9 protein-coding genes, 1 tRNA gene and 1 other RNA gene are annotated in these 13,267 nt (G+C 32.6%); 4 read left to right on the top strand and 7 right to left on the bottom strand.

All coding sequences use genetic code 11. From position 1 onward, the window contains the following. The first annotated feature begins 210 nt into the window (after nt 1–210). Nucleotides 211–1,002, top strand: coding sequence for a thymidylate synthase (locus EJJ37_RS14805; RefSeq protein ID WP_133016301.1), 792 nt, complete (start codon nt 211–213; stop codon nt 1,000–1,002). Next, entirely contained in the window at nt 1,002–1,493 is a 492-nt protein-coding gene (locus EJJ37_RS14800; protein WP_133016300.1) for a dihydrofolate reductase, read from the top strand. Before EJJ37_RS14805 ends, EJJ37_RS14800 begins: the two co-directional genes overlap by 1 nt. 61 nt (nt 1,494–1,554) lie before the next feature. Here the strand turns inward: EJJ37_RS14800 and ppcA are convergent, their stop codons facing one another. The 6 genes from ppcA to EJJ37_RS14770 form a co-directional block, all read right to left on the bottom strand. Further along, the gene (gene ppcA, locus EJJ37_RS14795) at nt 1,555–3,171 is read right to left on the bottom strand and encodes a phosphoenolpyruvate carboxylase (protein WP_133016299.1); all 1,617 of its coding nucleotides are present in this window, start codon (nt 3,169–3,171) and stop codon (nt 1,555–1,557) included. Nucleotides 3,172–3,586: 415 nt separating this feature from the next. Then, an RNA gene (gene ffs / locus EJJ37_RS14790) (signal recognition particle sRNA large type) lies at nt 3,587–3,850 on the bottom strand. Between the two features lie 3 nt (nt 3,851–3,853). After that, a tRNA-Ser gene (locus EJJ37_RS14785) sits at nt 3,854–3,943 on the bottom strand. 183 nt (nt 3,944–4,126) lie between these two features. Continuing rightward, nucleotides 4,127–4,897, bottom strand: a complete 771-nt coding sequence (lgt, locus tag EJJ37_RS14780) for a prolipoprotein diacylglyceryl transferase (RefSeq protein ID WP_133016298.1) — start codon at nt 4,895–4,897, stop codon at nt 4,127–4,129. A 30-nt stretch (nt 4,898–4,927) separates the two neighbouring features. After that, nucleotides 4,928–5,365: a nucleoside deaminase gene (locus EJJ37_RS14775; protein WP_133016297.1), complete on the bottom strand. Its 438-nt coding sequence runs from the start codon at nt 5,363–5,365 to the stop codon at nt 4,928–4,930. 137 nt (nt 5,366–5,502) lie between these two features. Then, nucleotides 5,503–6,747, bottom strand: a complete 1,245-nt coding sequence (locus EJJ37_RS14770) for an HlyC/CorC family transporter (protein ID WP_133016296.1) — start codon at nt 6,745–6,747, stop codon at nt 5,503–5,505. A gap of 235 nt (nt 6,748–6,982) precedes the next feature. Between EJJ37_RS14770 and EJJ37_RS14765 the strand changes: the two genes are divergently transcribed. After that, nucleotides 6,983–7,876 (top strand): DUF368 domain-containing protein, encoded by an 894-nt coding sequence (locus tag EJJ37_RS14765; RefSeq protein ID WP_133016295.1) that lies wholly within the window; start codon nt 6,983–6,985, stop codon nt 7,874–7,876. Nucleotides 7,877–7,979: 103 nt separating this feature from the next. On the opposite strand, the gene EJJ37_RS14760 is transcribed toward EJJ37_RS14765, so the two are convergent. Continuing rightward, nucleotides 7,980–9,374, bottom strand: a complete 1,395-nt coding sequence (locus EJJ37_RS14760) for an MFS transporter (protein ID WP_133016294.1) — start codon at nt 9,372–9,374, stop codon at nt 7,980–7,982. 632 nt (nt 9,375–10,006) lie between these two features. On the opposite strand from EJJ37_RS14760, the gene EJJ37_RS14755 reads away from it, so the two are divergent. Next, nucleotides 10,007–13,051 (top strand): SrtB-anchored collagen-binding adhesin, encoded by a 3,045-nt coding sequence (locus EJJ37_RS14755; RefSeq protein WP_021401955.1) that lies wholly within the window; start codon nt 10,007–10,009, stop codon nt 13,049–13,051. The last annotated feature ends 216 nt before the right edge of the window (nt 13,052–13,267 follow it).

Below are 13,267 nucleotides of genomic sequence, written 5' to 3'. Positions count from 1 at the left end.
TTTACCTATGAAAATATTCACCTCTTTTTGTTTGTTATTTTTTTAACATTTTATTGTATTTATTTTACATTTAATTGTTAACTTTTTAACTATTTTCGCTATTTTTCTATTCTTTTAGGTTTAATATGATTTTTTTTATATAAATTTCTTCATTTTTTATATAAGAATTTTGTAGTAAAATAGATAATATACATTTTAGGAGGTGTTAAAATGAGTCTATATGACAAAAAATACTTAAGCATAGTAGAAGACATTTTAAATAATGGTTACTATGACAACAATAGAACTGGTATGCCAACCTATAAATTACCTCATCAAGTAATGCAATTTAACTTAGAGAAGGAATTTCCAATTCTAACTACTAAATTTGTAGCATTTAAAACCGCTGTAAAGGAAATGTTATGGATTTACAAGGATCAATCTAATGACGTAACTAAATTACAAGAGCAAAATGTTCATATCTGGGATCAATGGGTTGATGAAAATAATACTATTGGTAGGGGATATGGCTATCAAATATCTAAGTTCCATCAAATTGATAAGCTTATTGAGACATTAAAAACAAATCCTCAAGATAGAAGAATGCTTATGACTATGTGGAATATAGAAGATCTACCCCATATGACTCTTCAACCATGTTGTTTCATGACTATGTGGGATGTTACTGATGGTAGATTAAATTGTATGCTTGTACAGCGCAGTGGAGACATACCACTAGGTGTACCATTTAATACATCACAGTACGCAGTGCTAGTTCACTTAATTGCACAAGTAACAGGACTTAAACCTGGTTTATTTACTCATGTAATTAATAATGCACATATATATGAAAACCAAGTAGAAGGGATGAAACTTCAATTAACTAGAGCTAATGATGAGTATGAAGCTCCTAAGCTTTGGATTAATCCTGAAATAACTAACTTCTATGACTTTACAGCAGATGATATTAAACTTATAGATTATAAATATCATCCAGCAATAAAAATGGAGGTATCCGTTTAATGCTTTCTATTATAGTGGCTGTAGCAGAAAACAATGTTATAGGTGGAGATAATACGCTTTTATGGCATATACCTGAAGACTTAAAAAGATTCAAAGCAATTACTTCAGGAAACACAATAGTAATGGGTAGAAAAACATTTGAATCTTTACCAGGTGTCTTACCTAATAGAAAACATGTTATAATCACAAGAGATAAAAGTTATACTGTGGATAATGAGAATGTAGAAGTTATCCACAGTTTGTCTAAAGTTATCAACAAATATAAAAACTCATCTGAAACCGCATTTATTATAGGTGGAGGCGAAATTTACGCACAACTTATCCACAATGTGGATAAGTTGTTTTTAACAAAAGTTTTTAAATCTTTTGATGGAGATACAAGTTTTCCACAGATAGATTCTGAAGAGTTTTCTGTGGATTTTGAATCAGAAATATTTACTTGTGAAAAGAACGGATTAAAATATCAATTCGTTGATTTAGTAAGAAAATAATATATTTAATGAAAAACAAAAAAGTCGGCTTAGCCGACTTTTCTTTATTTAATCATTAATTTTATCCAATACTTCCTCTAACTTTACCCATTCTAATAATCCATTCATTTAGAATCTTTAACTCTTCTGTCTTACTTTCAATTATATCAGACTCTAAGCCTATTAAATGCATTATTATTGGTCTTGTAGTATTTAATAAAGTATGATAGAACTCATTATCATTCATAAACTCATAGTCTAATCCTAAATCTAATATTTCATTAACATACTTCATATCTTCCTTATATTCTTGTCTTGCAGTTTCATCAATTATTCTCTTACTAACTCCAGCATTTGCAAATCTAGCTGCAAACCCTAAGTCTTCTCTTAACATAGGATAGAATTCTAATAATTTATCTATTCCTTCTTGTCCGAATTTATCCTTTATTTCCTTAAGACCTCTACCCATACCTAAAAGCTCTGGTGGCATACCTAATGTATACATAGCTCCAGTAAATGATATTGCTCTTGGTACAGCATATTCAACAGAATTATCTATGCTTAATATTTCTTTCTTTAACTCTTCATTACTTACTAAGTTTGCTATATTGTCAAGATTAGCAACTTCCCTATTATATTCTAATCCCGTTTTAGCTTTAGTTAATCTATCTCTATTCTTTGGAATAAAGTCAGATACAAATGAAACAGTATTTATTACCTTTAAGAACGTCGTTAAATAGTGTTTAGATAATATTCCTATAAACTCCTTCATTAACGCTATATCCTCTTCTGAGAAGTTTCTAGGCTCATACATATCAACTTTCTCTTTAAGCTCTCTAGCAGCTTGTTTAGTTTCTTCTTCACCGTGGTCATATCTTAATGCTGATTGGAAAGTAAAAGTTTTTACCCCAGCATAAGTCTGTAATATTTTATCTATATTTCTTCCTGTAAAATGACCTCTAAATGGAAGGGATCCACATCCTAATATAGGAGCTACCTCTACCCCATGCTCTTTACCCCATTTATATGCCTTATCTATAGCCATAACAACAGAAAGAACTCCTGATATTAATCCATATGACATAGCCGTATCAGAACGTGCTATCATAAATCTTAAGTAATCTATATTATGACCTTTCTCTTCTGATATATGATAAAATTCATCTAATATTTTATCAACGTTAACTAATGCCGGAACATCCTCTACTAAAGGAATTATTCTTACACTATTTTCTTCAAATTTTACTGGATAGTTCTTATTTCCTAGTTCTATAACAGAATTAACTCTATCCTGGAATTCTGAAATTTCTTGTCCTGTTTCAACCATTGGAACTACAACTTCTCTAATAGCTTGTATACCTGTAAGCTGATAAGCTTGTGCATTTGTTTCTACAATAGACATTATACTCATTAATTGTCTAAATACAGACTCCTTATTTGCATTTGGTATTCTAGGAGTTATTCTAACATCCTTTCCCGGTATAACATCATTACCAATTAATCCCAATGCAACTTGAGATGTTTGATGATATGGAGTTAATTTACCTTCAAAATCTATCATTATTTCATCTATTCCAAGTCCGCCTTTATCTTGAGGCGTTAATCCCTCTATTGCTTCTGTAGGTTCTTGTTGTATTGATATGTATTTTTCTACATTATCTGGATGTTGTGTCATCATTGAAGTTGGAAAATTTCTCATTTTAAATAGCCCCCTCAAATTTTTTTGCATTTTATATTTCTATTATATTTCATTTTAATATAATTTTACAATACTTTTCTATATAAAATGCAATTTTTTATACTTTTGACTTGCATAAATTAGAATTATTGCTGGTAAATTTATATTATTACATTGATTTTAAAACCCTTTTCTGTCTTATTTATATTTAAAAAAAGACAGAAAAATAGGGATATTTCTAGCGAAATTTCCCTATTTTTCTGTCCTATTGTTTTTTTGTCCTATATTGTTAATCCTATTGAAGAGTAACCATAATTAATAAAATTCTATGATGATAACTAGACTTACTCTATTTTTAATCATCAGTATAATTTAAATAAAATTCATTATAAACATTAAAAAAGCCTTTCTTTCTAAAAGAAAGGATAATTTAAAACCGTGCACCTCACTTCGACAGTAATCTATAAGCGTTACCTATGTAGTTAACTCAGGCAAGATTGATCCACGGCACACGCAGGGGCTGCTTATCGCTGCTTCCTTCCGGACCTGACGAGGTTCACAGTCTTACGTCGCGTGGGACCCGGCCCTCAACATCACTTGCATAGGGCAGACCAAACAGATTAAAGCCTAGGTGAGGAATTAAATCCTGCTGTAGCGGATTGCAGGTTACAGGGCACCGCTAACTCCCCATCTAGCACGGCTATGGCGGAGAAAGTGGGATTTGAACCCACGATAGAGTTTCCCCTATACACGCGTTCCAGGCGTGCTCCTTCAACCACTCGGACATCTCTCCATACCGTAAAATAAAACTAAATTCAAAAAATAATTTATTTTTATTTTATATCTAGTATTGATACTTTCTCATTTTAACATAAATATTATTGTAGTTCAATAAAAAGATTTTCTTTATAAATTTTCCATAAATAAATTAAGTGGAGATACCGTTTTTTAAGGCTACTCCACTTTTTTTAATTAATTATATAATTTTTTTCTTACTATTTCTATTTGCTATGAATATTATTATAGCTCCAACAACTATACCAATTAAACTAATTATTTGTGCTGTTCTTAATCCAAAGAACATTAAACTATCTGTTCTTAATCCTTCTATGAAAAACCTTCCTAAAGAATAAAGAACCATATAACTACCTATAACAATTCCATGTTGATTTTTCTTTTTATAAAGAATAAATATTAATATTGCAAAAACAATTAAATTCCATATAGATTCATATAAAAACGTTGGATGATAATATGTTCCATTTATAAGCATCCCTTGTTGTATAAAATGTGGAAATTTACTTATAAAAGCTTCTGAAACCGGTCCTCCATGTGCTTCTTGATTCATAAAGTTTCCCCATCTACCTATTGCCTGAGCTAATATAACTCCAGGAATTATTACATCAATATATTCAAAGAAATTTATCTTTTTTACTCTAGTAAATATATATGCAACTAATAATCCACCAATAAGTCCACCATGTATCGCCATACCACCATTTCTTATGTTTATTACATCCATAAATGAATGATAATTCTTATATTCAAAAGCAACATAATATAGTCTAGCACCAATTATTGCAAATGGAAAACTCCATAAGAATCCATCTGTAATAATATCAAAATCTAATCCTTTTTTCTTTGCAAGTAAGTATGATACGAAAAACGCTATCAAAACTCCACTTGCAATAATAATTCCATACCATCTTATTGGCATTCCAAAAACTTCAAACGCTACTGGATTCATTTTCTTACCTTCTCCCCTTTTGATTTAACTTTATTTTCTTCTCTCATGAAAGAATTTACTTATTAATTCGCTACACTCATTATTATAACACCAATTTATAGTTACATAGGAATTAAAAATATCATAGTCCAAAATATTTAATATTGTTCCACATGCTCCCATATCCTTGTTAAATGTTCCTATATGTAATTTAGATATTCTAGCCTGCGCTATTGCAGAGGCACACATAGAACAAGGTTCTAATGTGACATACATTTCAGCTCCATTTAATCGCCAATCACCAATTCTTTTACTTGCCTCTTCAATTGCTAAAATTTCAGCATGTGCTATTGCAGACTTTAGAGTTTCCTTTAAATTATGTGCCCTAGCTATTATCTGCCCATCCTTTACTATAACAGCCCCAATAGGAACTTCTCCTTTAGAATAGGCTTTTTTTGCTTCCTCCAAAGCAATTTCCATATAATTCATTATTTAGCCCTCCCTTAGCTATTGCCTATTTTTAACTTTCTAATTTTTATATAAACTAAAAATGGCAAATGACAAATTCCTTTCTATCTCATATTTGTCACTCACCACTTTTTATACCCCTATAATTTTAAATTAATTTATGTGTAAATTCTTACTTTTTTTATTCTGTTTTTATCTACTTCTTCTACTACAAATCTAATATTATTTAGATTTACCTCTTCTTTATTTTCTGGGAATCGACCTAATTCACCTATTATTAATCCTCCAACAGAATCAAATTCCTCTGACTCCATATTTACTCCAATTAACTCACTTATATCATCTAACTTTGCGCTTCCATCTACAATATATTCATCTTCTTTAATTACTTCTATTTCATTATTATAATCATCATATTCATCTTCTATATCACCAAAAACCTCTTCAATTAGGTCTTCTATAGTGACTATTCCAACAGTTCCACCATATTCATCTAAAACTACGCTAATATGGTTTCTTGTCTTTTTCATTTCATTAAATAATTCTTTGATTTTCTTAAATTCAAATGTATAGTAAGGTTCTCTCATATAGTCAGTAACTTTGAATCCATCTTTATTTTGTCCTGCTATAATTAGGTCTTTAACATATAGTATCCCAACTATATCATCTATAGTTTGATTATATACTGGAATTCTTGAAAACTGTTCCGTCTTTATAACATCTAATACTTCTTCATAAGTTGCCTCAGAATCAACTGCTACAATATCAACTCTTTGTACCATAACATCCTTTGCTTGTGAATCTGCGAAGTCAAATACGTTAAATATCATTTCCTTTTCTACATCTTCAAGGACACCTTCTTCTTCACTGACACCAACCATCGTTCTTAATTCTTCTTCTGTTATAAATGGCTCGCTTGCCTTTGGATCTCCTCCTAGTAATCTTATAAATCCACTTGATATAAAAGTAAATATCCCTATAAACGGCTTAAATAGTTTTACTATTATGTTTATTGGCTTACTTACCTTTAATGATACTTGTTCAGATTTTTGCTTTGCTATTGATTTTGGAGTTATTTCTCCAAAAATAAGTACTAATACAGTCATAACTGCAGTTGCTATTCCAACACCACTTGGTCCAACTAATGAAACAAATAATGTTGTAGCTAGTGATGAAGCTAATATATTAACTATATTATTACCTATTAATATGGCTCCTAACAACTTATTTGGGTCTTCTGTTAGCTTTTCAACTAATTTAGCTCCTTTTACTCCATCTTCCACCATATGTCTTATTCTTATTTTGCTTAGTGCCATAAGTGCTGTTTCTGACATTGAAAAAAATCCAGACAATATTAGTAAAATTATAAGTACTATTATCTGCCACACTTGACTGGGTTCCAAAAAAATCACACTCCTAGTAATTTAATATAATATTTTGATATTTTATTATATCATAATAGTAATAACGTATGATATAATTTACCAATAAATAAACATAAAATTTACATTTTTTTTCAGAAAAAATGTTTAGTATTTTTTCCGTATTTATAATATAATTTTTATACAATTATACTGAGTATTCTATATATTTAGTATATTTATTTTATACTTAACATATTTATTTTGAGGTGATATTGTGTTTATTATTAATTTTATCAGAGGTTTTTTTATGGCTCTAGCCGATAGTGTACCTGGAGTCTCGGGGGGTACTATTGCTTTTATTTTAGGATTTTATGATGATTTCATAGGTTCATTAAATTCTTTAATATCAAAAAATAGTGCAGATGATAAGAAAAGGTCTTTAATCTTCTTAATCAAATTAGGAATTGGTTGGATAGTAGGTATGGTATTATCTGTACTAATATTATCTTCTATATTTGATGAACATATTTATAGTATAAGTTCATTGTTTACAGGCTTTATAATAGTTGCAATTCCACTAATAATGAGAGAAGAAAAGGACTCTTTAGTTGGTAAATACAAAAATATTATATTTACTATAATCGGAGCTTTAATTGTTGTTTTAATTACGTATTTTAACCCATCAGGGTCAAATGGTGGATTAAATCTTTCATTAGGGCATTTAAACTTTAGTATTTGTATATTTGTATTTATTGCTGGAATGATTGCAATTTCAGCTATGGTTCTACCTGGTATATCAGGCTCAACCTTATTATTAATATTTGGTCTTTATACAGGAATTATAAGTGCAATAAAAGAAGTTTTATCTTTAAACTTTTCTTACTTACCAGTACTTATAATATTTGGATTAGGTGTTATCGTAGGAATATTAAGTACTATAAAAATAATCAAATTTTTATTAAATAAATATAGATCTGCAATGATCTACTTAATCCTAGGATTAATGCTTGGCTCAATCTATGCAGTATTTATGGGCCCTACAACATTAGAAATTCCAAAGCCAGCGATGGATCTTTCAAGCTTTAGTTGGATATTCTTCATTATAGGTGGAGTAGTAATAATAATATTAGAAAAATCAAAAGACTTTTTAGAAAAGAAATCTAAATAATAATATATAATAAAAAAGTACCTTATAGAATAAATCCTAAAAAATCTATTCTATTAAGGTACTTTTTAGCTAAAGATAAACCTATTCTATAAAATTTATTTTTTTATTTTTTAACAACTCTAATTACACTTAAAATTGCTCCAATTAAACATATTACTCCTATTCCTATAAATACAAATCGCATTGCATATACAAATACATCTGCTCTACCATCTACATATCCAGAAACTTTATATCCCAACTTACTACTCATTCTACTATATAAAATACTTGTAGAAAGTGCTATTCCAGTAGTTGTTCCTAAATTTCTTACTAATCCATTTATACTTCCAGCTATTCCAAGCTCATTTTTTTCAACCGTAGACATAATTAATGAATTATTAGGAGACTGGAATATTCCACTACCTAGTGAAAGTAATCCAACTAAAATTCCCACTACTATAAGAGGTGTATTAACATTAAATAGAACTAAAGAAATTATTCCTATAGACAGAATAGATAAACCTAATGCAGATATTTTTTCACTTCCCATTTTATCTGATAAATATCCACTTAATGGTGCTACTACTGCTAATATTATTGGCGATACAGTCATCATAAGTCCAGCTGCGCTTGGACTTAAAGATAATACATCTTGATAATAGAATGGTAAAATTATATTTACTGCTCCTATTGATATAAATGATGTAAATCCACAGAATATACTTAATGAAAAAAGTCTATTCTTAAATATTTTTATATCTAACATAGGATTATCAGAATTTTTTTCAACTCTAATAAATATGGCAAATAAAATTAATGAAATTATAAATGACATTACTATAAACATATTTGTAAATCCTAAACTTTGTCCAAAGTTTATAGATGTAAATAATAATGTTATAGAAATCATGAATAATATACTTCCTTTAACATCAATTTTAAAATCGCTTGCTTTTTTCTTAAAAGGTAAAATTTTAATAACACCAATATAAACTAATATGCCTATTGGAATATTTATAAGAAAAATATATTTCCAAGGTGCAATTGAAACTATAAGCCCTCCTAATGTTGGTCCTACCATAGTTCCAAGTGCTACTGCTGTACCAGTCATCCCAAGAGCACGACCTCTTTCATTTGGTGGGAAAGTCTCAGTTATAATTCCTTGATTAGTTGCCATAGCAGCTCCCGCTCCTATAGCCTGAACTATTCTAGATAATATAAGCATAAATAATGTATTTGAAAACCCACAAAGTAAGGATCCTATAGTAAAAACCCCTATCCCAAATTTAAATATTCTAGTCTTTCCTAAAATATCCCCTAATTTACCAAATAATAATATAGTTGCACATATAACTATTAAATAACTTGTAACTACCCACTCTATTCCTGCCATACTGGTATTTAACTCTTTGGCCATAGTAGGTAAAGCTACATTTACTATGCTACTATCTAATGTGGTCATAAATGTCATTGGTAATACTGTAAGTAAAATTGCCCACTCTTTTTTTATTCTCATTATTTTCATCTCCTGGTAAATTTATCTGAAGCAATCTTATAATACTATTTTTTGAAAAAAATTAAAAAGCCCTAAAAGGCCTTAAAAAACTTAAATTTCATTATAGGTTTTAATTTGATTAATTTATCGTCATATAATTATTATTTACTTACTCTTATATGTTATAGCTCATATTTTTAACTATATTTTGTAATATTTTGCAGTAAAAAACCATATTTTACACTTTAATATATTTTATTAAATAAAAAAACGACTTAACTTAATTGGTAAGTCGTTTTTTTATATACATGGTACTCCCAACAGGAATCGAACCTGTATCTATCCCTTAGGAGTTCTCTGCGAACCGTGGTAGCTAGAAGTTCGATTATCCTCTTGGGAGCGTTTAATGCCGTAAATTAAAGCATAAGTGCTTGTTATGTTTAATTGTTGATACTCTCTGGTGTACCCTCATACACCGTAGAGTGTTAGCAGGTTGTTAGCAACAAAGGCTAATTTAAAGCTTTAATTTATCAGAAAACATTACAAACAAACTATAAATCATTTATCACTAGAAATCAAGATACTCGTATGTTATAGACGTTCAGAAATGAGCGTCTATTTTTATACCAAAAATGAAAGGAGTATTAAAATTTATGAAAAAGACATTGAAACGATTGTGTACGGGCTTCTTAGCTCTTGCAACTATCGTTACTGCTTTACCGACTACACCCGTTCATGCAGAAAGTAAGCAATACTGGACAGAAAGTGCAGAGCGTGTCGGTATCATTGAAAAAGTAATGAATGACGGTTCTATCGGCTCGACATTCAATGAGGGCATGATGAAAGTTGAGGGCAAAACAGCCTATTGTATCGACATTAACACAGATTTTAGGAATGGCTACAAGACCAGAGCTGACGCAAGCTCACGCATGAATGCCAACCAGATTTCAGATGTGGCGTTATCCTTAGAGTATGTCAAACAGTATGGCGAAGCTCACAAGGAACTGAACTACAAGCAAGTCTATCTGTTGGAACAATGTGTAGTCTGGCAGAGATTGAGCGTACATCTTGGCTGGCAATGCGATAACGTGCGAGCTTCTTATGATGAAATTCCAAAGGCAACGCAGGACGAAGTTTTCTCTGGTGCAAGAACCTTTGTCAAAGAAAATAAAGGACGCTATGAATGTGGCGGTTATATCTACTCTGGCGAGGGGCAGGAATTGGGGCAATTCTGGGCGAAGCTGAATGTTGGAAATGCGAAACTTAAAAAGACTTCCAGTAATGCCAGCATTACAGACGGTAACGGGAATTACTCAATCGCTGGTGCGACCTATGGTGTCTTTACTGATAAGGACTGCACGAAACAGCTTGCCACCCTTACGACTGATGAAAACGGAAATACAGATGTTGCAGAGGTAAAAGCAGGCACAGTCTATATCAAGGAATTATCCGCACCAGCAGGATATAAAGTAGATAAAACTGTATATTCCTTAAAGATTGAAGCTGGAAAGACGGCGACTTTGAACGTATCTGATACGCCAAAAGTAACGGACACTTTGATTGAGCTTTTCAAGATAGATATGGAAACAAAGAAAGACAATCCGCAAGGGAACGCTTCTTTAGCAGGTGCGGAATTTACATGGAAGTATTATGCTGGCTTCTATAACAAAGACAATCTCCCTGCCGAAGCTACTCGAACATGGGTTACAAAGACAATCGCTGAAACAGACAGCTACGGGACAACTCATTACATCACAAAATTAGCGGACGCATACAAGGTGTCTGGCGACAGCTTCTATATGCAAGACGGAAAAGCCGTTCTTCCACTTGGGACACTAACCATAGAAGAAACAAAAGCTCCAAACGGCTACTTGTTAGAGGGTGCATATATGCAGGCTGGCGATAAGTCCGAACAGATAAAGGGCTTATATGTAACACAGATTACCGAGGACGACGACCTTGCCGTATTATCTGGAAGTAACCAGTTTTCCGTATCAGACAAGGTTATCCGTGGCGGTGTGAAAATTCAGAAGCGAGATTTAGAAACGGGCGATATGAAGCCACAAGGAAGTGCAACCTTGAAAGATACTGCTTTTGACATCATTTCCTTAAATGATAATTCTGTTTTGGTTGAGGGCAAGCTATACAAGAAAAATGAAGTGGTAAAGACAATTCGTACCGATATTGAGGGTGTCGCTTCTACTTCTGCTGACCTCTTACCTTATGGAAAATTCCGTATTGTTGAGAGTGAAGCTCCCGACGGTTACTTAACTGACGGTGCAAAGCCGATTGATTTTACAATCACAGAAAATGGAAAAATCGTGGACTTAACCGACAAAGCCCATTCTATCTATAATCAGATTAAGCGTGGAGATATTGAGGGTGTAAAAATCGGTGCAGGCACACACAAGCGTCTTGCTGATGTTCCCTTTAGGATCACAAGCAAGACGACAGGAGAAAGTCATATCGTGGTAACTGACAATAACGGGCAGTTCTCCACTTCTGCTGACTGGGCTTCTCATAAGCACAATACCAACGCAGGCAAGACCAGCGAGGACGGTGTGTGGTTTGGAACTTCTGAACCAGACGACAGCAAAGGTGCGTTACCTTACGATACTTACGTCATTGAGGAATTACGCTCTGAAAGCAACAAAGGCTTTGAACTTATCCCACCTTTTGAAATCGTGGTATCAAGAAATAATCTTTTGATTGATTTAGGAACGCTGACTGATGAATACGAAAAAGAAATCTCTATCCATACCACAGCGACCAGCAAGGACGGCGAAAAGACTATCCTTGCAGGAAAAGAGATTACGATTGTTGATACTGTCAAATTAGACGGACTTACAAAAGGCACAAAATATCAGCTCAAAGGCTGGCAGATGTTAAAAGAGGAAAACGCCGAGCTTATCATTGACGGGAAACGTGCAGAAAATGATTATACCTTTGTCGCTGATGAGGAAGAAATGAAAGTGGAAATTGCCTATACATTCAATGCGTCTGCTTTAGGTGGCAAGAACCTTGTTACCTTTGAAGAATTGTATGATTTGAGCAATCCAGACGAACCCGTGAAAGTTGCGGAACACAAAGACATTGAGGACGACGGGCAGACCGTTTTAATCACAGAGCGTATCATCAAAATTCATACGACTGCTACGAATAAGGACGGCAACAAAGAGCTTGAAGCTGGAAAAAACGTTACAATCATTGATACCGTAACCTTAGAGGGCTTAGAAGTTGGTACACAGTACAAACTTGTGGGCTGGCAGATGTTGAAAGAAGAAAATGCAGAACTTCTTATCAATGGAAAATGTGTGGAAAATGATTATACGTTTACTGCTGACAGCGAAACTATGAAAGTGGAAGTTGCTTTTACGTTTGACGCTACTTCTCTTGACGGTAAACAGCTTGTAACTTTTGAAGAATTGTACGATTTAAGCAATCCAGACGAGCCGAAGAAAGTTACCGAGCATAAGGATATTGAGGATAAGGGACAGACGATTACCTTTAAGGAAAAGCCAGAAGAACCAGAGAAACCCGAAACACCACAGATACCAGAAAAGCCGAGCAGACCGAGCGACAGTCCCAAAACGGGCGACAGTACAAATGTAATGGCATTTCTTGTGATGTTGCTTGCGTCTGCTGGTGGACTGGCTGGAACATATCTTTACAAACGCCGTAAAATGAAGAAATCATAAGGCGGTAACGGTATGATGAAAGAAAAATCACGCTCTCCGCCGAAGCTGTCAAACGGCAGACTTTTGCTTATTCTGGCTTGTCTGCCACCAACCTGCAAGAACACGGATAGTCAAGGGTGCGAAGCATTGATTTTACCCTTTACTATCTGGGGGATTGCTGGTACTTCCCAAACCGCCAGAATAAGAAATTACAATCAATTTATCAAAATAGAAAGA

This window comes from Clostridium cuniculi (assembly GCF_004353185.1).
In the GTDB taxonomy this organism is placed as follows: Bacteria; Bacillota; Clostridia; order Clostridiales; family Clostridiaceae; genus Clostridium; species Clostridium cuniculi.
The sequence above is the reverse complement of the archived record's forward strand: the minus strand, read 5'-3'. Positions and strand labels throughout refer to the sequence as shown.